Annotated in this window: 25 protein-coding genes and 1 pseudogene; 11 read left to right on the plus strand and 15 right to left on the minus strand. The window is 72.9% G+C overall.

Annotation, left to right across the window (positions count from 1 at the left end; translation table 11 throughout):
- Window positions 1-42: 42 nt before the first annotated feature.
- Entirely contained in the window at window positions 43-570 is a 528-nt protein-coding gene (locus FB462_RS00450) for a GNAT family N-acetyltransferase (RefSeq protein ID WP_167509950.1), read from the minus strand.
- Window positions 571-709: 139 nt separating this feature from the next.
- On the opposite strand from FB462_RS00450, the gene FB462_RS17470 reads away from it, so the two are divergent.
- Complete coding sequence (locus tag FB462_RS17470; protein ID WP_058741306.1) at window positions 710-1,333, plus strand: TetR/AcrR family transcriptional regulator; 624 nt, start codon at window positions 710-712, stop codon at window positions 1,331-1,333.
- A 187-nt stretch (window positions 1,334-1,520) separates the two neighbouring features.
- Here FB462_RS17470 and FB462_RS00460 read toward each other — a convergent pair whose 3' ends face one another.
- From FB462_RS00460 to FB462_RS00495, 8 genes are all read right to left on the minus strand, one after another.
- Entirely contained in the window at window positions 1,521-2,591 is a 1,071-nt protein-coding gene (locus FB462_RS00460) for a glycine betaine ABC transporter substrate-binding protein (protein ID WP_114849279.1), read from the minus strand.
- Window positions 2,588-3,361, minus strand: coding sequence for an ABC transporter permease (locus tag FB462_RS00465; RefSeq protein WP_114849278.1), 774 nt, complete (start codon window positions 3,359-3,361; stop codon window positions 2,588-2,590). The genes FB462_RS00460 and FB462_RS00465 overlap by 4 nt, the downstream gene beginning before the upstream one ends.
- Window positions 3,358-4,650 (minus strand): ABC transporter ATP-binding protein, encoded by a 1,293-nt coding sequence (locus FB462_RS00470; protein WP_114849277.1) that lies wholly within the window; start codon window positions 4,648-4,650, stop codon window positions 3,358-3,360. The genes FB462_RS00465 and FB462_RS00470 overlap by 4 nt, the downstream gene beginning before the upstream one ends.
- Window positions 4,637-5,284 carry an ABC transporter permease gene (locus FB462_RS00475; protein WP_114849276.1) on the minus strand — a complete coding sequence of 216 codons (648 nt, stop codon included), beginning with the start codon at window positions 5,282-5,284 and terminating at the stop codon, window positions 4,637-4,639. Before FB462_RS00475 ends, FB462_RS00470 begins: the two co-directional genes overlap by 14 nt.
- Window positions 5,285-5,490: 206 nt before the next feature.
- A complete protein-coding gene (locus FB462_RS00480; RefSeq protein WP_114849275.1) occupies window positions 5,491-6,186 on the minus strand; it encodes a DinB family protein in 696 nt (231 codons plus the stop codon).
- The gene (locus FB462_RS00485; RefSeq protein ID WP_114849274.1) at window positions 6,183-6,806 is read right to left on the minus strand and encodes a DUF6197 family protein; all 624 of its coding nucleotides are present in this window, start codon (window positions 6,804-6,806) and stop codon (window positions 6,183-6,185) included. Before FB462_RS00485 ends, FB462_RS00480 begins: the two co-directional genes overlap by 4 nt.
- A 58-nt stretch (window positions 6,807-6,864) precedes the next feature.
- A complete protein-coding gene (locus tag FB462_RS00490) occupies window positions 6,865-7,743 on the minus strand; it encodes an aminoglycoside phosphotransferase family protein (RefSeq protein WP_114849273.1) in 879 nt (292 codons plus the stop codon).
- A 118-nt stretch (window positions 7,744-7,861) separates the two neighbouring features.
- Window positions 7,862-8,527, minus strand: coding sequence for a ScbR family autoregulator-binding transcription factor (locus tag FB462_RS00495; protein ID WP_083519857.1), 666 nt, complete (start codon window positions 8,525-8,527; stop codon window positions 7,862-7,864).
- 80 nt (window positions 8,528-8,607) lie between these two features.
- Between FB462_RS00495 and FB462_RS00500 the strand changes: the two genes are divergently transcribed.
- Complete coding sequence (locus FB462_RS00500; RefSeq protein ID WP_114849272.1) at window positions 8,608-9,051, plus strand: disulfide bond formation protein B; 444 nt, start codon at window positions 8,608-8,610, stop codon at window positions 9,049-9,051.
- Between the two features lie 15 nt (window positions 9,052-9,066).
- Here the strand turns inward: FB462_RS00500 and FB462_RS00505 are convergent, their stop codons facing one another.
- Entirely contained in the window at window positions 9,067-10,218 is a 1,152-nt protein-coding gene (locus FB462_RS00505) for a GAF domain-containing protein (RefSeq protein ID WP_114849271.1), read from the minus strand.
- Window positions 10,215-10,991: a ThuA domain-containing protein gene (locus FB462_RS00510; protein ID WP_180225932.1), complete on the minus strand. Its 777-nt coding sequence runs from the start codon at window positions 10,989-10,991 to the stop codon at window positions 10,215-10,217. Before FB462_RS00510 ends, FB462_RS00505 begins: the two co-directional genes overlap by 4 nt.
- 61 nt (window positions 10,992-11,052) lie before the next feature.
- Between FB462_RS00510 and FB462_RS00515 the strand changes: the two genes are divergently transcribed.
- Window positions 11,053-11,508, plus strand: a complete 456-nt coding sequence (locus FB462_RS00515; protein ID WP_141859459.1) for a DUF3817 domain-containing protein — start codon at window positions 11,053-11,055, stop codon at window positions 11,506-11,508.
- A 320-nt stretch (window positions 11,509-11,828) separates the two neighbouring features.
- On the opposite strand, the gene FB462_RS00520 is transcribed toward FB462_RS00515, so the two are convergent.
- Window positions 11,829-14,039, minus strand: coding sequence for an NADP-dependent isocitrate dehydrogenase (locus FB462_RS00520; RefSeq protein WP_141859461.1), 2,211 nt, complete (start codon window positions 14,037-14,039; stop codon window positions 11,829-11,831).
- 209 nt (window positions 14,040-14,248) lie between these two features.
- Between FB462_RS00520 and FB462_RS00525 the strand changes: the two genes are divergently transcribed.
- Window positions 14,249-14,614, plus strand: coding sequence for a hypothetical protein (locus FB462_RS00525; protein ID WP_141859463.1), 366 nt, complete (start codon window positions 14,249-14,251; stop codon window positions 14,612-14,614).
- A 47-nt stretch (window positions 14,615-14,661) separates the two neighbouring features.
- Here the strand turns inward: FB462_RS00525 and FB462_RS00530 are convergent, their stop codons facing one another.
- On the minus strand, window positions 14,662-15,150 hold the full coding sequence (locus tag FB462_RS00530) for a hypothetical protein (protein ID WP_114849267.1): 489 nt from the start codon (window positions 15,148-15,150) through the stop codon (window positions 14,662-14,664).
- 162 nt (window positions 15,151-15,312) lie between these two features.
- Between FB462_RS00530 and FB462_RS00535 the strand changes: the two genes are divergently transcribed.
- The 3 genes from FB462_RS00535 (at window position 15,313) to FB462_RS00545 (ending at window position 18,940) form a co-directional block, all read left to right on the plus strand.
- Window positions 15,313-16,392 carry a M23 family metallopeptidase gene (locus tag FB462_RS00535; RefSeq protein ID WP_141859465.1) on the plus strand — a complete coding sequence of 360 codons (1,080 nt, stop codon included), beginning with the start codon at window positions 15,313-15,315 and terminating at the stop codon, window positions 16,390-16,392.
- Between the two features lie 138 nt (window positions 16,393-16,530).
- The gene (locus tag FB462_RS00540) at window positions 16,531-17,823 is read left to right on the plus strand and encodes a hemolysin family protein (protein WP_141859467.1); all 1,293 of its coding nucleotides are present in this window, start codon (window positions 16,531-16,533) and stop codon (window positions 17,821-17,823) included.
- Between the two features lie 211 nt (window positions 17,824-18,034).
- Complete coding sequence (locus FB462_RS00545; protein WP_188868861.1) at window positions 18,035-18,940, plus strand: helix-turn-helix transcriptional regulator; 906 nt, start codon at window positions 18,035-18,037, stop codon at window positions 18,938-18,940.
- Window positions 18,941-18,950: 10 nt separating this feature from the next.
- Here FB462_RS00545 and FB462_RS00550 read toward each other — a convergent pair whose 3' ends face one another.
- On the minus strand, window positions 18,951-19,187 hold the full coding sequence (locus FB462_RS00550; RefSeq protein ID WP_141859469.1) for a hypothetical protein: 237 nt from the start codon (window positions 19,185-19,187) through the stop codon (window positions 18,951-18,953).
- A gap of 37 nt (window positions 19,188-19,224) precedes the next feature.
- On the opposite strand from FB462_RS00550, the gene FB462_RS00555 reads away from it, so the two are divergent.
- The 4 genes and pseudogenes from FB462_RS00555 to uraH all read left to right on the plus strand — a co-directional run bounded on the left by FB462_RS00555 (window position 19,225) and on the right by uraH (window position 21,510).
- Window positions 19,225-19,875 carry an SAM-dependent methyltransferase gene (locus FB462_RS00555; RefSeq protein WP_114849263.1) on the plus strand — a complete coding sequence of 217 codons (651 nt, stop codon included), beginning with the start codon at window positions 19,225-19,227 and terminating at the stop codon, window positions 19,873-19,875.
- Between the two features lie 181 nt (window positions 19,876-20,056).
- The gene (locus tag FB462_RS00560) at window positions 20,057-20,539 is read left to right on the plus strand and encodes an FBP domain-containing protein (RefSeq protein WP_141859471.1); all 483 of its coding nucleotides are present in this window, start codon (window positions 20,057-20,059) and stop codon (window positions 20,537-20,539) included.
- Window positions 20,540-20,712: 173 nt separating this feature from the next.
- Window positions 20,713-21,171: pseudogene (uraD, locus tag FB462_RS00565) on the plus strand (2-oxo-4-hydroxy-4-carboxy-5-ureidoimidazoline decarboxylase); the annotation flags it as partial.
- Between the two features lie 18 nt (window positions 21,172-21,189).
- A complete protein-coding gene (gene uraH / locus FB462_RS00570; protein WP_058741990.1) occupies window positions 21,190-21,510 on the plus strand; it encodes a hydroxyisourate hydrolase in 321 nt (106 codons plus the stop codon).
- Between the two features lie 79 nt (window positions 21,511-21,589).
- Here uraH and FB462_RS00575 read toward each other — a convergent pair whose 3' ends face one another.
- A complete protein-coding gene (locus FB462_RS00575; RefSeq protein ID WP_229666845.1) occupies window positions 21,590-22,987 on the minus strand; it encodes a nucleobase:cation symporter-2 family protein in 1,398 nt (465 codons plus the stop codon).
- Window positions 22,988-23,032 lie beyond the last annotated feature (45 nt).

Raw genomic sequence — 23,032 nt, forward strand, 5'->3', positions numbered from 1 at the left:
GCCCGTCCGCACGAGCCCGCGCAGCCACGTAGCCACGCAGCGTCAGAACACCAGGCCGTACACCGCGACGTCGATCCGCCGAGGACCGAGCGGCAACGCACTCCGCAGGGTCCCCTCGTGCACGAAGCCGAGGCGTTCCGCGAGCGCTCGGCTCCGGACGTTGTCGACGCCGGTCCGGATCTCCACCCGCGCCGCCCGGCGTTCGCGGGCGACCCCCACGAGCACGGACGCAGCACGCCGCACGATCCCCCGGCCCTCGAAGTCGGCATCGATCCAGTAGCCGAGCGACGCCTGCCCGAGGTACGGGTCGACCGCCAGGGACGCCACCCCGACGACGCGCTCCGCCGACCGGACGACGCACGGCACCGCCCGGTCCATGGCGTACTGCCCGAGCAGCTGCTCGGTGTACCGCAGCATGTCGTCGCGGCTCGTCGGCGCCCACGCCCACGGCTCGGCGGTCCGGAGCCGGTCGAGGTTCGCCTGTACCAGCTCGTGCACGGCGTCGACCGTGGTCAGGTCGCGGAGCGTGAGCCTGTACCCGTCCCCGAGGTCCCGTCCGGATGCCGCCACGCGTCCGACACTATGCACGCGTCGCCCCGCCGTCCGGTCCGGATCGCGACGGACTTGCCGCGCTCCGGAGAACACCCTGCGTCCCTGCAAGTTTGCACACACTGTACTTCTGCAGCCCGCCGACGGTTACAGTCGAGCCATGTCCGACACCGCGCCCGTGCCCACGATGGGCCTGCGCGACCGCAAGCGCCTCGAGACCCGCCGCCGCATCGCCGGGGCGGCCCGGTCCCTCGCCCTCGAGCACGACCTCGACCGCACCACGATCGAGCAGATCGCCGCGCGCGCGGACGTCTCGCCGCGCACCTTCTTCAACTACTTCGAGAGCAAGGAGGACGCGGTCCTCGGGCACACCGAGCTCGACCTGTCCCCGGAGACCCTCGACGCGCACCTGCAGGCCGTGGCCGGGCGTCCGGTGGTCGAGGCGGTCGTGGACCTGGCGTTCCTGGTGTTCGGCGACTCGTTCGGCGACGAGTCCGAGCGCGTCGACCGCAAGGAGGTCGTCGTCCGCTTCCCCCAGCTCATGCGCCGGCAGGTCGCCCGGATGACGCTGGTGGCCGAGGCGATGACCGGGGCCGTCCGCACGATCCTCGCGCGGGACCCGGCCTGGGGTCCGGACGCGGCGACGCCCGAGGCCGCCGAGATGCTCCTCGGCATGTGCATGACCGGGCTCCGCAGTGCCGCGAAGGGCGACGGGTCCGACCCCGCCGACGTGCGCGCTCGCCTGGTGGCGACCATCCGCGACACCGCGACCCGCCTGGCCTGACCAGCCCCGTGCCTCCAGTCCGTCCGTCGGCACCCGACGCATCCCGTGGGTGAGCAGAAGACGTCGGGTCTCCTTCGAGGACCCGACGTCTTCTGCTCACCCAGGCGAACCCGCGCACCCGCGAACCCGCGCACCCGCTCACCCACGCGAACCCGCGCACCCGCCCACCCGGCGCCCGCGCAGCCCGCTACGGCTTCGTGATGAAGCCCTCCCGCACCATCCAGTCGAACGCAACGTCCGCGGGCTCCCGCCCCTCGACGTCGACCTGCCGGTTCAGCTCCTGCAGCACGGCGTCCGTCAGCTTCGGCGAGATCTGGTCGTACACGTCGCGGAGCTGCGGGTACTCGCGCAGCGTCGCCGAGTCGATCACCGGGGCCACGTTGTACGCCGGGAAGAACCCGCGGTCGTCCTCGAGCACCGTCAGCCCGAGCGACTTGATGCGCCCGTCCGTCGTGAACACCTCGCCGAAGTTGCACTTGCCCCGGTCGGTCGCCGTGTAGACGGTCCCGGTGTCGAGGATGCTGACGTTCGAGGTCGGCACGCCGTTCTCCCCCGAGCCGCCGAGTTCGAGCCCGTACTTCTCGAGCATCGGCTTGAAGCCGTCCGCACGCGAGTTGAACTCCGACTCCACGCAGAACGTGCGCTGGTCGAGCGGCAGCTTCGTGATGTCCGACAGGGTCTGCACGTCGCCGAGCTCGGACACGGCCTCGTCCCGGACCGCGAACGCGTACGTGTTGTTCATCGGCGCCGGCTCGAGCCAGGTCAGCCCGTTGCCGGCGTCCTCCTGCTTCACCGCCTGCCACTGCTCGGTCTTGTCCGGGATCCCCTGCTCGTGGCCCATGAAGGTCAGCCAGGCGGTGCCCGTGTACTCGTACGTGAAGTCCGCACCGTGCGAGGTCATCAGCTCGCGCACCGCGACCGATCCCGGCACGTTCGTCTCGTCCGTGACGTCGAACCCGGCGGCCTTCGCGGCGAGCACCGCGATCTTGCCGAGCACGAGCTGCTCGGTGAAGTTCTTCGACGTCACCGTCAGGTGTGCGTCGTCGGGCAGGTCGTCGATCCGCTGGATCGAGCCGGGTGCCGCTCCGGGGACGAAGGACGCGGCGGGCTGCAGGCCGCAGCCGGTCAGGGCGAGGGCGCTCGCCCCCGCCACGGCGGCGGCGGTCAGGACGCGGCGACGGACCGACGGACGGGAGGCACGGGGTGCGCCCGCAGCGTCGGCTCCGGTCGGGCCGTGGGTCGGGCTGTCGGGGGTCATCGGAGTCCCTTCGGTCGCGCGACCGTCTCGACGACACGGCCGATCCAGTCGATGGTGAGGGCGAGGAGCGCCACGAGGAGCGCCCCGGAGACGAGCACCTTCGGCAGGAACAGGTTCACGCCCGTCGTGATGAGGAGGCCGAGACCACCGGCGCCGACGAAGGTCGCCAGGCTCGCGGTGCCGACGAGCAGCACGAGCGCCGTGCGGATGCCGGAGAGCATCACCGGTACGGCCAGCGGCAGCTCGACCTTGAGCAGGACGGCGAAGGCGCTCATGCCCATGCCCCGCCCGGCCTCGACGAGCCGCTCGTCGACGCTCTGCACGCCGAGCATCGTGTTCCTGAGCACCGGCAGGATCGCGTAGAGCACGAGGGCGACGACCGCGGACCAGCTGTTCAGTCCCAGCCACGCCGCGAGCAGCACGATGAGCCCGACCGCGGGGGCCGCCTGGCCGAAGTTCGCGACGGCGATCACGGCCGTGCTCGCCCGGCGGAACGGCCCGCGGGTGAGCAGCACGCCGAGCGGGATGCCGATCACGAGCACGAGCACCGTCGCCTGCAGGGTCAGCACCAGGTGCTGCCCGGTCAGGTCGAGGATGCCGCTCGGGTTGAGCGTCGAACGCTCGGTCGCCGTCAGGTCCGCCGTGGCGAGCCAGACGACGAACCCGGCGAGGACGACCAGGATCGCGATCGGCTGGACGAGCAGGCCCTTCCACGGGGTGCGCTCGGCGGTGCCGGCTCCGGCGGTCGGGCCGGCGGCGACCGCGGTCACAGCTCCTCCCCGGAGGCGGCGATCGTCGGCGCTGCCGGCGAGGACGGCAGGGTCTCGATCGGGTTCGTGTTCGTGCCGACCGGGGCGTACGCCTGGTCGGACGCGGCGGCCGCACGGGACCGGGTGATGGCGTCCATCACGGTCTCGACGGTGATGACGCCGCGGAAGGACTCGCCGCGACCGGTGACGAGCGCCGCACCGGCACTCGACACGAGCATGGTGTCGAGTGCGTCGTTGAGCGTCGCGGCCTCGCCCACGACGGGCAGGTCGGGCTCGATCCCCTCGGGCACCCGGGTCAGGCGCTCGAGCTGACGGCGGGTCGGCCACCCCACCGGACGCTGGCGCCGGTCGACGACGACGGCGTGCTGGTGCCCGCCGGCCTCGTCCATCCGCTGCAGCACGGCCTTCGTCTCCTCGCCGGCCGAGCAGGTCACCGCGGGGGCGAGCTCGACGTCGCGGACGCGGTTCAGCGTCAGCTGCTTGAGCCCGGCGCCCGAGCCGATGAAGTTCTCGACGAACTCGTTGGCCGGTTCCGCGAGGATCCGCTCCGGGGTGTCGTACTGCACGATGTGCGCGCCCTCGGTGAAGATCACGATCCAGTCACCGAGCTTCACGGCCTCGTCGAAGTCGTGCGTGACGATGACGATCGTCTTGTGCAGCTCCTCCTGGATGCGCAGGAGCTCATCCTGCAGGCGCTGCCGGGTGATCGGGTCGACGGCACCGAAGGGCTCGTCCATGAGCAGGACGGGCGGGTCCGCGGCGAGCGCTCGGGCGACGCCCACGCGCTGCTGCTGCCCGCCGGAGAGCTCGCGGGGGAAGCGGTCGCGGTAGGTGTCCGGGTCGAGCGAGACGAGGTCGAGCAGCTCGTCGACGCGCGCCGCGATCTTCTCCTTCGACCAGCCGAGCATCTTCGGCACGATCGCGATGTTCGCGGCGACCGTCATGTGCGGGAAGAGTCCCCCGGCCTGGATGACGTAGCCCATGCGGCGGCGGAGCTCGTCGCCGTCGATGCTCGTGACGTCCTCGTCGCCGACGACGATGCGGCCCTCGGTCGGCTCGATGAGCCGGTTGATCATCTTGAGGGTCGTGGTCTTGCCGCAGCCGGACGGGCCGACGAGCATGACGACCTTGCCGGCCGGGATCTCGAGCGTGATGCCGTCGACGGCGGGCTTCTGCTGGCCCGGGTAGCGCTTGGTGACCTCGTCGAGCAGGATGCTCCGGCCGGTCACGTCCCCCTCGGGCGCGGTGCCGGATGCGTGGTCGGTGGTGGCGTGGTCAGTGCTGGACACGGATACCTCTCGAGGTGGTCAGGCGGCCGAGGCCGATGAGGAGCAGGTCGAGGACGAGGGCGAGCAGGACGACCCCGATGACCCCGACGACGACCGAGTTCAGGGCGTTCGCCCCGCCGAGGCGGGAGAGGCCCGAGAAGATGAAGCCGCCGAGTCCGGGGCCGAGTGCGTAGGCGGCGATCGCGGCGATGCCCATCACCATCTGCGCGGAGACCCGCACGCCGCTGAGGATGATCGGCCACGCCATCGGGAGCTCGACCTGCACGAGCGTGCGGATCCGGCTCATCCCGATGCCGCGGGCGGACTCCACCACGGTCGGCGGGATCTCGGCGAGCCCGACGACGGCGTTCCGCAGGATCGGCAGCGTGGCGAAGAAGACGACCGTGACGACGGAGGGCACGACGCCGAACCCGAGCGGCACGATGAGCAGGCCGATGACGGCGAAGGACGGCAGCGTGAGGCCGATCGCCGAGATCGCGTTGGCGGCCGAGCTGAGCCGTGGACTGCGGTACACGAGCGTGGCGAGCACCACGGCGATGAGCGTCGCGAGCACCGTGCACTGGACCACCAGCGAGAAGTGCTGCCACGACGAGAACCAGATCTGGTCCCATCGCTCCGAGACGTACTGGAACACGGGTGGGCACCCCTCCCTGTCGGCCGAACGCCCCACTCGACGGGGCACGAACCCGTCCGACCGTACGCAGGACACCCCGTACTTGTACAACGGCAAAGGTTCGGAACAGGACGTTCCTGGGCGTTCGCCCAGACGAGAACCCCTGGTCAGGACGTACCCCTCGGTGTCAACCTGGGAGAGTGGTAACGATACCGAACGACCCTCGGCTATCGGTCGGACCGCGGCAACCCGGACCGCTGGGCGATGTCGACCAGGTGCGCCCGCCACGTCGCCCACTCGTCGGGCGTCTTCGCGGCGAGGTTGCCGTCCCCGTCGCCTGCAAGACCGTCGAGCATCTCGCGGACGATGTCGGCGTGCCCCGCGTGCCGGGCGGTCTCGTACGCCATGTGCACGAGGATCCGGTGGAGCGTGACCTCGCGGCGGTCCTCCGGCCACCACGGGACGACCCCGCGGGCGTCGAGGTCGAGCGCCGCGATCGTCGCGTCGGCGTGCGCGGCGCTCCGGTGGTGGAACGCGACGACGTCGGCCATCGACTCGTCGAGCGACGCGTACATGTCGGCGCCGTCCCACGAGTCGAGCCAGGCCGGGGCGTCCGGCAGCGGCCGGTCGAACACGAGCCCGAGGTACCCGGCCTGCACGCCCGCGACGTGCTTGACCAGGCCGAGCACGTTCGTCCCGGTCGGGGTCAGCGGCCACCGGGCCTGCCGCTCGGCGAGCCCGTCGAGCTTCGCGAGCAGCGCGGCGCGGTGCTTCTGCAGGTACCGGTGCAGCGTCTCCTTGACCATCGCCGCGTCCGTCGTGGGCGTGGTGCCCTCGGCGGACAGCGACGACAGGCCGGTCGCGGCGATCGACGCCGTCGGCTGGGCGGGGGTGACCTCGGGGACCGGATCGGCACTCGTCATGTCGCCGATGCTGCCACCCGTCGGGCCTGCACGCGCTCCGACTCGTGCACCGCGACGCGTTCCGCGGTCAGGAGCAGCGACGCGACCTCGGCGGCCGTGCGCGTCGGGGCGTCGTTCCAGCTCGTCAGGTCGCGGACCCGGGCCATCCGCAGGTCCGGTGCGGGACACCAGGCGACCGGCTGTCCCTCGTCACGGGCCAGTGCGTGCCAGACCAGGTCGAGCGCCCGCTGCACCGGCTGCGAGTGCACCGCCTGCGGACCACCGGCGGCGGAGACGACCGCGCCGACCAGGCACGCGGCGACGAGCGGCCGGCCCTGGACGTCCATCGCCGCGGCACTCGAGGCCTTGCGGACCCGTCCGTGCTCGTCGAGGTACGCGAACCACGCGTGCTGGGTCCAGCCGCGCTCGACGACCTCGCGCGCGGTGGTGAGCAGGCGCTGCAGGTCGTCGAGCTCCCGGAGGTGCTCGACGATCCGTCGGTCGCGCGCCGCGGCTCGGCGGACCGCCCAGCGGTCGAGGAGTGCACGGAGTCCGTGCCGCGGACGATCTGCGGCGGGGGCGGACGGGGCGGGGGAGGCGTCGGTGTCGACGTCGTGCGGGACGCGGAACTCGAGGGTCATCAGGCCCCTCCGATCTCCAGTGCACGGACAGGTGAGGGAACGATAAGCCCGTGCGACCTCAGTCGTCCAGCACCGCGTCGATGGCCCGTGCCGCGACCGTCCGCAAGGCGTGTTCGTCGCTCGTGGCGAGCGCCGAGGCGATGGCGACCGCCCACCCCCGGGCGCGCGTCCAGGTGGCGTCGTCGGCCGCGACGGCCGTCGTGAAGGTGCGCCGTGCCTCCCGGTCGAGCGTCAGCCAGCGGGTCGCGAGGTCCACGGCGGGGTCGCCCGCGGTCACGTCGCCGAAGTCGACGACCGCCGCCAGGCGGCGTGCGCCGTCGGCGTCGTCGGTCACGAGCAGGTTGCAGGGGTGCAGGTCGCCGTGCACCCAGACGGGAGGCCCGTGGTGCGCGGGTGCGGCCACCGCGGTCCGCCAGGCCTCGCCCAAGGCCAAGGCCCGCGGCACGCCGGGTCCGTCCAGGCGCGCGCGGACCGCCGCGTCGCGGGTCGCGAGGGGCACCGCACGGACCGGGTTCACGGGCGCGTCCGCCGGTGCGGGGACGTGCAGCAGCTGGACGAACGCGGCGAGCGCCCGGGCGACCCGCTCGCCCTGCGCGACCGGTCCGGCCGGGGTGCCCGCGAACCAGGGGACGACGCTCCACGACCACGGGTAGCCGAGCGCGGGGCGGCCGGTGCGCACGGGCGCCGGGACCGGGACGACGTCCGCGACGAGCGCCGCGAGGTCCGGCAGCCAGCGCTGCTCGTGCTCGACGAGGACGGCTGCGGCGGCGCGGCGGGGGAGTCGCACCGCCAGGTCGTCCCCGGCACGCACGAGCACGTTGTCCCAGCCGTTCGCGGCGACCCGCAGCGGCAGGTCCGCGAGGTCGGGGTGCTGGTCCCGGAGCAGGGCCGCCACGAGTGCGACGTCGACGTCGTGTTCGGCGGGCGGAGTGGGCATCCGGTCACGGTAGTGGAACGATCCTCGATTCCCCGTGAACGGGGGATCGAGCGGAAACGTACTCCTTGGTATCCTCACACCCAGACGACGTGGGTGTCCCTGGGGGGACCCGCGTCGCTCAGTCGGCCGGGGCGGGGTCCGGCGCGATGATCGCGACGAGGCGGGGGATCGCCGGGCGGGTCTGCTCCGTGACGATCCCGGAGAGCAGGACCGACCAGAGTTCGCGGAGCCGCTCGTACAGGTCCGCGCGGTCGTGCAGCAGGTCCGACACCATCTGCACCCCGGTGTACGCGGGGCTGATCACGCGCCCGACGAGCTCCGGGTCCCACGACGGGTCGACCTCGCCAGCGTCGATCGCCCGGCGGACGACGGTCGCGGTGTGGTGCATCCAGTCCGTGTAGGGGTCGCGCCGGGGGACGTCGACCGCGTGCTCGTCGGTCGACAGTCGGATGCCGGCGGACACGACGACCTCGCGGACCATCTGCGTCGCGACGCTCTGCGACATCCACATGAGCGACTCGAGCGGTGTGGTGCCGCGGAGCGCCGCCTGCTCGGCGTACCGACGCGAGACCTCGTGCTGCTCGGCGATCACGGCGCCGGCGATGTCGGCCTTCGAGCGGAAGTGGAAGTACAGCGCGCCCTTGGTCAGCCCGGCGCGCTCGGCCACCCCGTCCATCGACGCCCCGCGGTACCCGCGCTCGTCGAACTCGCCGGCGGCCGCCCGGATGAGGGCCGCCCGGGTCGCCACCGCACGCTGCTGCCGAACCCTGCCGTCCTGCGCCATGCAGTCGATCGTAGCGACGCGGGGCGTGTGCTCCGGGGTCCTCAGGGGACCCCCCGGCGCACTGTCGTACGGTGACCGGCATGGAGCGATGGCGGAGCCCACGGACCTGGGCACGAGCGGGTCGGTGGCTGCTGCTGCCGATCGCCGTGCTCGACTGGGTCGCGCTGGCCCCCCAGCCCGTCGTCGTGATCGCGTTCCTGATCGCCGTCGTCGGCTTCGCCGGGATGGCCGCCGCGCTCATCGTCCGGATGCTGCACCGGTCCCGGGCCGCGATGGCGGGCCTCGGGGTCGTGCTGCTGCTCGGTGGGCTCGTGGTCCTGGGGCTCGACCCGTTCCCGGGCACCGTGCCGACGCTCGACCAGTGGTGGCCGGACGCGATCACGCAGCCGCAGGTCGTCGGCAGCGCGTACTGGAAGACCGCGGGACTCGGCGTCGAGCTCGCCGGGTTCGCGCTGCTCGGCACGCTCCTGGTCGTCACGCTCACGGGCGGCCCGGACCGCGCCCGGCGCAGCACCGTCCGCTGACGGACCCGGCGCGCGTCAGGTCCGCCCGACCTGCACGACCGCGAGGTCCCGCCCGGCACCGTCCGCCGGCAGCAGGCCGCGCAGGTGTCCGAGCAGGTCGTCCGGGTGCGCGGCCACCACGTCGGCGAAGCCGTCGACGTCCGCCACCCCGGCGAGCGCGAGCGCCCCGGCAGTCAGCAGCACGACGCGGTCCCCGTGCCCGAGGTCGGCCGACCCCGTGGTGCGCCGGTGCCCGGTGTGCTGCAGGCCGAAGGGTCGGTCCGTCGAGCGGATCGGCGTCACCGACCCGTCCGCACGGGCGAGCAGGGCGAGCCCGTGGCCCGCGTCCGCCCACGTGACGCGGCCGTCCGTCGGGTCGAGCCGCACGTGCAGCAGTGACCCGACGGCCCCCGCGGCCGACAGGTCGGGGGTGAGCTGTGCCTCCAGGCCGGTGATCGCCGCGTCCACCGCGACGTCCGTGCGGGCGACGACCGCGGCGCGTGCCGAGGCTGCGAGGAGCGCCGCGGCGCGACCGGCGGCGGCCACCGAGCCGACCGTCGCGTGCAGCGCACCGTCGGACGCGACCCGCCAGTCGACGAGGTCCCCGCCGCGTTCGTGCGGGACGACCAGTCCGTCCACGGTCCCGCCGGGCAGCACGAGCGGCTCCGGCAGCAGCCCCGTGAGCACCCGCTGGACCCGCGCGCGTTCGATCGAGTGGACGAGCTCGCGCTCCGCCCAGCGCGCGAGGTCACGGAGCAGGGCGACGTCCGCGGCGGAGAACTCACGCGGCTGCGCGTCCATCACGCACAGGGTGCCGACCCGGGTGCCGTCGAGCGTGCTGAGCGGCGCGCCCGCGTAGAAGCGGATGCCGTGCTCGGCGACCGCGGCGGTGTGGGCGAAGCGCGGGTCGAGCGCCGTGTCGGGGATCACCATCGGCTCGGGCGTGAGCACCGTCGTCGCGCAGAACTGCTCGCTCGCCGGGACGCTCGTCCCCTGGTGCCACCCGAAGGTCGACTGCGTCGTGACGACGTCGTGGTGGACGAGGTTGAGGAACGTCAGGGGCACGCCGAACGCCTCGTGCGTCATCCGGGTGATGCGGTCGAACCGCTCCTCCGGACCCGCGCCGAGGACGTCGAGCGCCTCGATGACGGCGGTGCGCCTGTCCGCACCGTCGAGCTGGTCGGTCACCCCTCCGTTGTACCCGCTCCACCGGCGAGGAACCAGTCCCGCGGGTGGGGGTCCGCGCTGAGCGTCCGGCGCGCCGAGGTCGGGGTGGCCCAGGCAGCGGCGTTCCCGAGCACCCGCTGGACGTCCGGGTGGTGGTAGACGGGGTACTCCTGGTCGCCGGGCGAGAAGTAGAAGACCCGGCCGAGGCCACGACGGTAGGCGACGCCGGACCGGAACACCTCTCCGCCGGCGAAGGTCGACAGGAAGACCTCCTCGTCGGGGCGCGGGATGTCGAAGTACTCGCCGTACATCTCCTGGCGGTCGATGACGATCGGGTGCGGGACGCCGGCGGCGATCGGGTGCTCCGGCGCGATCGTCCAGACGAGCTCGCGCTCCCCGTCGTTCCGCCACTTCAAGGAGCACGTCGTGCCCATCAGGCGGGTGAACGGCTTCGAGTAGTGCCCGGAGTGCAGCACCACGAGCCCCATGCCCGCGTGCACCGCCTCGACCACGCGGTCGACGACCTCGTCCGCGACCTGGTCGTGGGCGACGTGGCCCCACCAGAACAGGACGTCGGTGGACGCCAGGCGCTCCGCGGTCAGGCCGTGCTCGGGTTCCTGCAGCGTCGCGGTCGCGACCTCGGCGGTCGGGTGCTGCTCGCGCAGGGCGGCGGCGATCACGGTGTGCATGCCGTCCGGGTAGTGCCCGAGCACGGTCTCGTCACCGCGGCTCTCGTGCACGTTCTCGTTCCAGACGACGATGTTCAGGGGACGGTTCTCGGTCGGCGCTGACATGTCCCCGACGCTACCGTGCCCGTGTCGGCGGTCTCCCCGGTTCGTGCACCAGCATGTCGGCATGACTCCCCGATCCCTGTTCCGTGCCGCCGCGGTGGCCGAACTCGTGACCTGGACGCTGCTCATCGCCGGGATGGTCCTGAAGTACGGGCTGGACGCCGGCGACTGGGGAGTGCGGATCGGCGGGAGCGTGCACGGCTTCGTGTTCCTGGCGTACCTGGTCGTGACGACGGTCGTCGCGGTGAACCAGCGCTGGTCGGCGGGGGCGCTCGTGCTCGGGTGGGCGAGCGCGGTCGTGCCCTACGCCACGGTGCCGTTCGAGGTCGCGGTCGCCCGGCGCGGGATGCTCGAGGGGGTATGGCGCCGCTCGCCGGACGGTCGCTCGGGCGTGTGGGACCGCCTGCTGTTCTTCGTGGTGCGCCGGCCCGCGGTGGCGGCGGGCATCGGGGTCGTCGCGGTGGCGCTCGTGTTCTCGGCGCTGCTGGTGGTCGGGCCGCCGGTGCCGTCGCGGGGCTGAGGCGCGGGGGCGCGGGCGCGGCGCGCGCAGGCACGCACGCCCGAGCGGGCACGGGCGGGCAGGCGCACGAGCGGGCGGGCGCACGAGCGGGCGGGAGCGGGCGGGCGCACGAGTGGGCGGGCGCACAAGTGGGCACGACATGCCGCTCATGTCCGCGGCGCGAGCCATTTCTGTCACGCTCGGCCCCGAGCGTGACAGAAATGGCCCGCTCAGCGGGCCAGCGGGCCAGCGGGCCAGCTGAGCAGCGCGGGCGCACGCACAGACGGACGGGAGGCACGGTGCCAGCTGGCACCGTGCCTCCCGTCCTTACCGGCGCGCGTCTACAGCGCGGCCAGCGCCTCGTTGAGCGTCGCCGACGGGCGCATCACGGCGCTCGTCTTGGCGTCGTCCGGCCGGTAGTACCCGCCGATGTCGGCGGGCTTGCCCTGGACGGCCACGAGTTCGTCGACGATGGTCTGCTCGTGCTCGTCGAGCGTCGCCGCGAGGCCCTGGAACGCCGCTGCGAGTTCGGCGTCCTCGGTCTGGCGGGCGAGCTCGTCAGCCCAGTACTTCGCCAGGTAGAAGTGGCTGCCGCGGTTGTCGATCGTGCCGATCTTGCGGCCCGGGGACTTGTTCTCGTCGAGGAACGTGCCCGTGGCGCGGTCGAGCGTGTCCGCGAGGACCTTCGCCCGCGCGTTGCCCGTCACACCCGCGAGGTGCTCGAACGACACCGCGAGCGCGAGGAACTCACCGAGGGAGTCCCAGCGCAGGTAGTCCTGCTCGACGAGCTGCTGCACGTGCTTCGGGGCCGAGCCGCCGGCACCGGTCTCGAACAACCCGCCGCCACCGAGCAGCGGGACGACCGAGAGCATCTTCGCCGAGGTGCCGAGCTCCATGATCGGGAACAGGTCGGTGAGGTAGTCGCGGAGGACGTTGCCCGTGACCGAGATGGTGTCCTCGCCGCGACGGATGCGCTCGAGCGAGAAGCGCATCGCGTCCTCGGGCGACATGACCTCGATCTGCAGGCCGTCGGTGTCGTGGTCGCCGAGGTACGTGCGGACGAGCCCGATCAGGTTGGCGTCGTGCGCACGGGTCTCGTCGAGCCAGAACACGGCGGGCGAACCCGTGGCGCGGGCACGCGTGACCGCGAGCTTCACCCAGTCGCGGATCGCCACGTCCTTGGTCTGGCACGCGCGCCAGATGTCGCCCTGCTCGACCTCGTGCTCGATGACGGTCTCGCCGCCGCTCGTGACCACGCGGACGCGACCGGCACCCGGGACCTCGAAGGTCTTGTCGTGCGAGCCGTACTCCTCGGCCTTCTGCGCCATGAGCCCGACGTTCGGCACCGATCCCATGGTCGACGGGTCGAAGGCGCCGTTCGCGCGGCAGTCCTCGATGACGGCCTGGTAGATGCCGGCGTAGCTCGAGTCGGGGATGACCGCGAGGGTGTCGTGCTCCTCGCCGTCCGGGCCCCACATGTGGCCGGAGGTGCGGATCATCGCGGGCATCGAGGCGTCGACGATGACGTCGCTCGGGACGTGCAGGTTCGTGATGCCCTTGTCCGAGTCGACCATCGCGAGCTCGGGGCCGGCGTCGATGCCGTCCGCGAACGCCTGCTTGATCTCGGCGCCGTTCGGCACGCTGTCCAGCCCGGCGAGGATCGAGCCGAGACCGTCGTTCGGGTTGAGCCCGGCGGCGGCGAGGTCGGCGCCGAAGCGCTCGAACACGGACGGGAAGAACGCGCGGATGACGTGGCCGAAGATGATCGGGTCGGAGACCTTCATCATCGTGGCCTTGAGGTGCACGGAGAACAGGACGCCCTGCTCCTGCGCGGCGGCGATCTGGTCACGGAGGAACGCCTCGAGCGCCCGGACGTGCAGCACCGTGCCGTCGACGACCTCGCCGGCGAGGACGGGGATCGACTGCTTCAGGACCGTGGTCTCGCCGTCCTGGCCGACGAACTCGATGGTCAGGGTGTCGCCGGCGGGGGCGATCCACGACTGCTCGTTCGAGCGGAAGTCGTCCACGCCCATCGTCACGACGTTCGTCTTCGAGTCGGCGCTCCACGCACCCATGCGGTGCGGGTGCTTCCTGGCGTAGTTCTTCACCGACAGCGGCGCGCGGCGGTCCGAGTTGCCCTCGCGGAGCACCGGGTTGACGGCGCTGCCCTTGACGCGGTCGTAGCGGGCGCGGACGTCGCGCTCCTCGTCCGTGGTGGGCTCGTCGGGGTAGGCGGGCAGGTCGTAGCCCTGCGCCTGCAGTTCCTTGATCGCGGCCTTGAGCTGCGGGATCGACGCCGAGATGTTCGGCAGCTTGATGATGTTCGCCTCGGGCGTCTTCGCGAGCTCGCCGAGCTCGGCCAGGGCGTCGTCCAGGCGCTGCTCGTCACTGAGGCGCTCGGGGAACTGGGCGATGATCCGGCCGGACAGCGAGATGTCCCGCGTCTCGACGTCGACGCCGGCCGTACGGGCGAAGGCCTCGACGACCGGGAGGAACGAGTGGGTCGCGAGGAACGGTGCCTCGTCGGTGAGGGTGTAGATGATCTTGGCCATGCTGGCGGGTACTCCCTTGTTCAACCGTCGGTACGTCCACGCTACTCGGGGTGCGGGATGTCTCGACATCAAGATACCTGGTCCGGCGCGTATGCGACAGGCGTCCGGCTCGCCTCCGGCAGACGTCCAGCGGATGTCCGGGAGGAACATCGGACGCTCTTGGGAATGTCGCGTTCCATGGTCTCCCGCAGGACCGACAGGAGCGCGACATGGGCAGGGAACGACGAACACCGGCCGACTTCGGGTGGACCGCTGACGACCTGCGGTCGGCCTACGCCGTGGACGGCAGCGGTCCGCACCGGTACGCACCGGACGGCGCGGGGCCGTTCTCCTACGATCCCGACGGGTGCGGGCCGTGGCTCGTCGGGCCGGAGCCGCGTCGCGGGGCAGCCCGCTTCGCCCCACGCACCCGCGGATCCGCCTCGCGACTCCGTCGACTCGGGACGACCGTGACGGCCGGCGCGCTCGCGCTCGTCCTGGCCGTGGGGAGCGTGGCCCTCGTGGCGCACCACGCTCCTCCACACCCGGGGGCGCAGGCATCAGCCGTCCACAGCTCGGCGGACGACGCCACCTGAGCCGGAGCGGCGCGCCAGCCTGGACGCATGACCGAGCGAGTGGCTGATCAGGCGGTGATCCGGAAGACCCGGACACCCGAGGCACGCAGGCCCGCGACGCCCAGGCGGTCCCGCAGGTTCCGGAAGGGGCGCTTGAAGCCCGACGACGCCGATGCAGCGCCGATCTGGTGCAGCACCTCGGACGTCAGGGTCCGCTCGACCTTCGGCGCCAGCCGGGTCACCCCGGAGACGGTGATCACGACGCGGACCGCGTTCGGCGCGAGCAGCGGCGCGATGAGCTCGGCGGCCTCGTGCGCACGGTGGAACGCGGGGTCCTCGCCGGGACGGCGGATCGCGATGACGGCGAGCTCGGCCTCGGCGGAGCAGTGCGGATCGGGCAGGTCATCCACGCCGACGACGCGCATCCGGGTGGCGTCCACCCCGGCCCGCACGGCCGCGGCGCGGAGCACCGGGAGCAGCTCCTGGGAACCCGCGAGCACGACCTCGGCGGTCGCGAGGTCGATCGGTTCGTGTCGCTCCCGCGGCGTTCGGGCCATGGCGCAGGTCCTTCCGGTCGCTGGACTCGGACACTACCGATCCCGCACCCAGCCGGCACGCAGCGCACGGATCGGATCAGGAGCCTCCCAGCCGTTCGGTAACGGGAAGATCACGACGAGGCCTGTACAAAGCGACAGACTCGTGCAGAATGGTGGGCGGCCATGACGACGACACACGACCACGACCAGCAGCAGCCGGGGACCCCGGTCGTGCACCTGTCCCGTCGCGCTGCCCTCGAGGCCGAGCGCGCCGCGGCCCGGAAGCCCGCACGCCGCCCCCGCTCCGCCCGCCCCCGCATCACGCACACCGACGCTCCCGGCGCCCCCGTTGCCTCCGCTCGGGCGGTCACGACCGCCGCTCCCGCAGCTGCGACACCCGCCTCGACCGCTGCGGCCCCCGCCCCGACGGCTGCGACCCCCGCACCGACCACGAAGCGCGCGGGTGAGCGCACCGCCGCCGCCCGCGTCGCCACCGAGCACGTGGACGCCCGGATCACCAAGGTCGTCCGCCGCCGGAGCTCTGCGCCGGTGCAGGCCGTCCCCCGTGCCTCCCGGCCGACCCGCAGCCACCGCGCCAGCCGCATCACGCTCACCAGCGCGGCAGCGGCCCTCGCGATGTTCGCCGCGTCGGCGATGCCGGCGCACGCGAGCGTCGGGTCGTCGACCGCGACGTCGACCATCGCGCCGATCATCCGCACGCAGGACTACGCGGTGACCCAGGCCGTCGCTGCGAACGGTCTCGACCGCGACGGGTTCACCGTCGGCGGCGGCACGGCCGGTTCACCCGGCACGTCGGTGTCCTACGGCGGCGAGGTCCGGTCGCCGTTCCCCGGTCCGGTGCGGATGAGCTCGGGCTTCGGGTACCGCTCCGCACCGTGCGGCGCCTGCTCGTCCCTGCACCAGGGGCTCGACTTCAACCCGGGCATGGGGGCGCCGATCGGTGCCGTCGCCGCGGGCAAGGTCCGGGTCTCCGGCACGTACTTCTCGTACGGCACGGCGGTCATCATCGACCACGTCATCGACGGCCGGAAGGTCGCGACGCTGTACGGGCACATGATCCCGGGCTCGTCGCCGCTCAAGGCCGGCGACACGGTCGAGGCGGGGGAGTTCATCGGCAAGGTCGGGTCCTCCGGGGTCTCGACCGGGGCGCATCTGCACCTCGAGGTCCTGATGGACGGCGTCACCCCGATCGACCCCGAAGCGTGGCTCGAAGCCCGGATCGGCCGCTCCCTGACGACCTGAGGTCGGGCCGCACCCCGCATGCACAGCACTCGTGCAGCACCGGTGCGGTGACGTCCCAGTGATCCTGTGCAGGATCACAGCCATGGACGATCACCACAGACCGCCCGCCCGTCGTCGACCCACCGAGGTGTCCCGCTGATGGGCACCGACACCTGGATCGCCTTCGGGCTCGTCATCCTCTTCGTGCTCGTCGGCGGCGTGTTCGCCGCCGCCGAGATCGCCCTCGTCTCGCTCCGTGAGTCCCAGCTGCAGCAACTCGAACGCCGTGGCTCCCGCGGGGCCCGGGTCGCCGCGCTCGGCCGGGACCCGAACCGGTTCCTGTCCGCCGTGCAGATCGGCGTCACGGTGGCGGGGTTCTTCTCGGCCGCCTACGGTGCGTCGTCGATCGCCCCGGACGTGGCCCCGCTGCTGATGGGGATCGGGCTCGACCGGGGCGCCGCCGAGGCGATCGCCCTCGTGCTGATGACCCTCGTCATCGCGTACCTGTCGCTCGTGTTCGGCGAGCTCGTCCCGAAGCGGCTCGCCCTGCAGCGCGCCGAGGGCTTCTCGATGGCCGTCGCACCGACGCTCGACCGCTTCGCGACCGCCATGCGCCCGGTCATCTGGGTGCTGTCGAAGACCACGAACGCCGTCGTCCGGCTGCTCGGCGGCGACCCGGACGCCCGCAGCGAGTCGATGAGCACCGAGGAGCTCCGCGGCCTGGTCGAGGACCACGACGCCATCGACGCACAGGGACGCCGGATCGCCCGGAGCGCCCTCGACGCCGGCGACCGGATCCTCCGCGAGTCGATGCGCCCCTGGTACGACGTCTCGACGATCGACGCCGCGATGACGATCGCCGACGCCACGGACCACGCCATCGAGGTCGGCCACACCCGGTACCTCGTGACCGCGGGCTCCCGCGACGACGTCGCCGGCTTCGTGCACCTCCGCGACCTCCTGCGCCCCGCCGACCCGACCGCGTCGGTCGCCACCCTCGTGCGGCCGGTGCTCGCCCTGCCGGAGACGAAGTCGCTCTCCGGCGCGATCGCCGACATGCGGACCGACGGACACCAGATCGCCCTCGTCGTGGACGAGTACGGCGGCAGCTCCGGCATGGTCACGCTCGAGGCGTTGCTCGAGGACCTCGTCGGTCGCATCCGCGACGAGTACGACGAGCCCGCGGCCGAGACCGACGGCATCGACGGCGCGACGGTGCTCGAGGACCTCGCCGCCGACGGTGGCCCGGAGCTGCCCGACGGCGACTACGAGACCGTCGGCGGGCTCGTGCAGGTCCGCCTCGACCGGGTGCCCCGCGTCGGTGACGTTGTCGAGGCCGGGGACCACCGGCTCGAGGTCACCGCCATGCACGGTCACCGTGTCGCGCGGGTGCGGATCACCCCCCGCGTGCCCGCGCCGGCAGAGCCGCCCGCCCCGGTCGCCCAGGTCTGACCCACCGGACGGGAGGCGCGGTGACAGCCCGCACCGTGCCTCCAGTCCGTCAGCCGGTCACCCGCCACGGACGGGAGGCGCGGTGCCAGCCCGCACCGTGCCTCCAGTCCGCCTGTCGGTCACCCCGCGACGGTCGCGAGCCGTCCCGACGGGCGTCACCGGCACTGGCGGTACCTGTCTCGGGGCCGGTCCCGCGACGTAGGCTCGATGCATGGGCATCGACGTGCGCAACGAGATCCGTGACTTCCTGTCCTCACGGCGAGCGCGACTCACTCCGGACCTGGTCGGCATGCCGTCGTTCGGCGGTGGGGTCCGACGCGTGCCGGGACTGCGGCGGCACGAGGTCGCCATGCTCGCGGGGGTGAGCGTCGACTACTACACGCGGCTCGAACGCGGCTCGTTGAAGGGCGTCTCGGACAGCGTGCTCGAGGGCCTCGCCGGAGCGCTGCAGCTCGACGAGGACGAGCGCGTGCATCTGTTCGACCTCGCGCGACTGGCGAACGCCGGCGTGAAGGTCATGCACCGGAACGTCCCGACCCGGGTGCGTCCGGGTGTGCAGCGGCTGCTCGACGCGATCACCGGTGCGCCCGCGTGGGTGCGGAACGAGCGCGGGGACGTCGTCGCCACGAACGAGCTGGGCCGGGCGCTGTACGCCCCGATGTTCGCCGGACCCGGGCGTCCGGTGAACACCGCGCGCTTCACGTTCCTCGACCCGGCGGCTCGCGAGTTCTTCCCGGACTGGGCGGCGACGGCACGCGACGCCGTGGCAGTGCTCCGTGCGGCTGCCGTCGCGAACCCGTGCGAGCCCGGCCTGGTGACCCTGGTCGGCGAGCTGTCCACGCGGAGCGAGGAGTTCCGCACGTGGTGGGCGGCGCACGACGTACGCCTGCACCGACGCGGGAAGAAGCGGATCGCGCACCCGATCGTCGGGGAGCTCGAACTCGACTTCGAGGCGCTCGAGCTCGTCGCGGACCCCGGTCTGACGATGTTCTCGTACTCGGCCGAGCCCGGGAGCGAGTCCGAGCGGTCGCTGGCGCTGCTCGGGACCTGGGCCGCGACGGAGCGGGCGGAGCAGTACGCCGCGGTGCGTGCCGGTGACGCCGAGGACGACCGCTAGTCGGTGCTCGTCAGTCGGTGCTGCCGGCGGGGTCGTCCGTCTCCGTGCCGTGGCCGGGACCGTCGAACGTCCGCTCGCTCGCCTCGTACCGCAGCCGCTCGATATGCAGGTCGCGCTCGATCGCGGACAGGCGGAGCACCTTGATCGCGGCGAACACGAGCACGATGAGCGCGATGGTCAGCACGGCGAGTGCCACGACCACGAGCAGGTAGACGATGCTGACGACGGCGAATCCCCCGGAGATCATGCAGCGACGGTAGCAGCGCCCCACGTAGGGTGGCGTCGTGATCGGCGCAGCCTCCGACCGGGACCGCCGTCCCGAGCCCGTGTTCGCCCGGGCCGTGCGCGCCGCCGTCGGCCCCGCACGCACGGTGCTCGCGCTCGACGGGACGCCGTACGCCCCGGCCGACCGCGAGGTCGTCAGCGTGGGCCTCGACGGTCCGCTGCCGTCGGCGGACGCGGCGGTGGTCGCGCTGTCCCCGGGTGTGTGGCCCGCGGTGCAGGCACGACTCGCAGAGATCCGCCGTGCCGTCACGGGCCCGGTCGTCGTGCTGACGGTCGACCCCGAGCGCGTGCAGGACCACTGGCTGATCGAGTACGCCCCCGCCGTGAGCGCCGCGTGGGCCGAGGGGTACCCGGGACTCGACCGCCTGGCCGCAGCGCTCGGCGGAACGGTCGAGAGCACGCGGCTGCCGGTCCCGTTCACGTGCGTCGCAGTATTCCCGGAGACGTTCTACGCCCGACCGGAGCGGCTGCTGGACTCCGCCACCCGGGCGGCGGACCCGGCGTGGGACGCGGTCGACGACCTCACCGCCCGTCGCTCGGTGGCCGCGCTGCGCACCGCGCTCGAGACGGGCGAGTGGGACCGACGGCACGGACACCTGCGGCGCCGGCCGACGTACGACGGGTCCGTCGTGCTCGTGCGCTCGGCTTGACACCGCGTCGTAGGGTGGAACCGTGAGTCAGCAGGAGGTGGTCGGCGCGCTGAGCGCCGGCATCAGGGCGTGACGCCCCCGGCTGTGCCCCTCGGCACGGCCGCCGTCGTCGATCCCTGACCATCCCTCCGCCCGTGCGGCGCTTCCCCTGCGCCCGGGCACTTCCGAAAGCGACCACACCGTGCTGCCCATCAGCGAGAAGACCCTGCGTTCCTCCTTCGTCAACGCCTCCCGCAAGGAGGTCGGGGACGTCACCCTGCCCACCGACTTCGAGACGCTGGAGTGGGAGTCGCTCAACTTCCTCGGCTGGCGCGACCCGAAGACCTCCCGGCGCGCGTACGCCGTCGTGCCCACGCTCGAGGGCGACCTCGTCGGGATCCTGTTCCGGCAGGCCGAGGCGTCGCCGCGCTCCCGGGCGCAGTGCTCGTGGTGCCAGGACGTCAAGCTGCCGAACGACGTCGTGTTCTACGCCGCCAAGCGATCCGGGAAGGCCGGTCGGAACGGGAACACCGTCGGGACCCTGGTGTGCCAGGACTTCCAGTGCTCGCGGAACGTCCGGCGACCGCTGCCCCCGGCGTACGAGGGCTTCGACGTCGAGGGCGCCCGGCTCCGGCGCATCGAGGACCTCCAGCTCCGCGTCGCGTCCTTCGCCGCCGAGCTGTGAGCTCGGGCCCGGGCCCCGGCCTGCTGGGTCGCGCTGGCTTCCGCAAAACGCAACGGGAGCGGCTTCTCGCAGCGGTATGTCGCTGCGAGGAACCGCCGACCTTGCGTTTTGCGGAAGGAAGGTGGGGGCGGCGCCGAAACGCGGCGGTAACGGGCGGTCCCTAGGGTGACCGGATGGACCTTCGTGACTTCGACACCGCCCCGGCCGCCGACGCCCGGGACGTCGCCCTGCACTGGGCTGCCGTTCCTGCGTGGGCCGACGCCCTGGTCGCCGGGCGGCCGTACCGCTCCGTCGCCGCCCTGGCCTCGGCCGCGGCGACGGCCGCCGAGCAGTGGGGCGCGGACGAGCTCGACGCGGCTCTCGCACACCACCCCCGCATCGGCGAGCGCACCACCGAGGCGTCCTCGGCGCGCGAGCAGGGGGCGATGGCGACCGCGGCGGACGACGTCACGGCGGCGATCGCGCGGGGGAACGCCGACTACGAGGAGCGGTTCGGACGGGTGTTCCTGGTCCGTGCCGCCGGTCGGACCCCGGAGGAGCTGCTGGCCGAGCTCGAGCGCCGGCTCGGCAACACCGCCGAGGCGGAGGTCGGCGAGGCCACTGCGGCCTTGGCTGACATCGCGCAGCACCGGATCCGGGCGACCTTCGGCGTGCCCCACCTGACCACGCACGTCCTGGACGCCGGGTCCGGACGTCCCGCGGCGGGGGTCGGCGTGACCCTGCGGACCGCCGCGGGCGAGGTGCTGGCGACGGGGGAGACCGACGCCGACGGGCGGACCGGGCTGGGACCGGACGTGCTGCCCCGCGGCGACCTGGAACTCCGCTTCGACACCGGGGCGTACCACCGCGCGTCGGGGACGCCCACGTTCCACCCGTACGTCGTCGTGGCGTTCAGCGTCACCGGGACGGGACACCTGCACGTGCCGCTCCTGCTCAGCCCCTTCGCGTACAGCACCTACCGCGGCAGCTGACCGGCGGACGCGGCCCGGCCAGAGCGGCCCGAGACTCAGCAGCGCGGGCGCACCGCCGCGGGCGCGGCGCCCGCCCCGCCTACCCCCGCGGCGGCACCGCGATCGGCGCCGTCGACCGCACCGCGTCGTACGACCCCACCGCCGGGTCGTCGCCGTACCGCTCCCGGACGCTCCGCGACCCGAGCAGCAGGTTGAGGAGGATCGCCGCGACCGCACCGGCCGAGATGCCCGAGTCGAACACGAGCGTGAACCACGTCGGGAACGCCGCGTAGATCGACGGCGCGACGGTCGGCAGCAGCGCGATCCCGAGCGGGAGCGCCACGACGAGCACGTTCCGGTTGTCGAACCGCACCTTCGACAGCGTCCTGATGCCCGAAGCCGCGACCATGCCGAACAGCGCCACCCCGGCACCGCCGAGGACCGCGTGCGGGATCGCCTCGACGACCGCCGCGACCTTCGGCACCAGGCCGAGCACGACGAGGATCCCGCCCGCGGCGGTGGCGACGTACCGGGAGCGCACGCCGGTCAGCGCGACCAGGCCGACGTTCTGCGCGAACGCCGTGTACGGGAACGTGTTGAACACCCCGCCGACGACCGTGCCGAGCCCGTCCGCCCGCAGCCCGTCCGCGAGGGTGCGCTTCGACACCGGTCGGTCGACGACCTCGCCGACGCCCACCATGTCGCCCGTGGTCTCGGTCATGATCACGAGCCCGACGACGAGCATCGACACGATCGACGCGAGGTCGAACGTCGGCAGGCCGAAGTGGAACGGCGTGACGACCGCGAACCAGGCGGCGTCGCCGATCCCGGACCCGTCCACCATGCCCGGGACGAACAGCGCCACGACCGTGCCGAGGAGCAGCCCGGCGAGCACCGAGACGCGCGCCAGTCCCCGCGGCGCGAAGCGCTCGACGAGGACGATCGCGAGGAGTACCCCGGCGGCGAAGGCGACGTCGAGCGGACGGGCGGCGCCGTCCTTCCCGCCCTCGGTGACCCAGCCGGCGGCGACGCTCATCAGGGACAGGCCGATGATCAGGATGACGGTGCCGGTGACGATCGGCGGGAACAACCGGACGAGCTGCGAGAACCACGGGGCGACGACGACCATGAACACGCCGCACGCGATGGTCGCGCCGTAGACCGCCGTGATCCCGTGCTCGGTCCCGATCGCGATCATCGGGCCGACAGCGGCGAAGGTGACGCCCTGCACGAGGGGCAGCCGGACCCCGAAGCGCCAGAAGCCGACGGACTGCACGATCGTCGCGAGGCCGGCCACGAACAGGTCGGCGCTGATCAGGAACGCCAGGTCGGCCCGGTCGAAGCCGAGTGCACCGCCGACGATGAGCGGCACGGCGATCGCCCCCGCGTACATCGCGAGGACGTGCTGCAGCCCGAGCGGCAGCAGCCGGGCGAGCGGCGGGACGGTGTCGACGCCGTCCTCGCGCCGGGCGTCGGTCGTCTGGTTCGTGTCGGTCACGGGTGCCCCCTCGGCGTCGTCGGACTCGTTTCCTCGGACGCTACG

The sequence above is a fragment of the Curtobacterium citreum genome (assembly GCF_006715175.1).
Taxonomy (GTDB): Bacteria; Actinomycetota; Actinomycetes; order Actinomycetales; family Microbacteriaceae; genus Curtobacterium; species Curtobacterium citreum.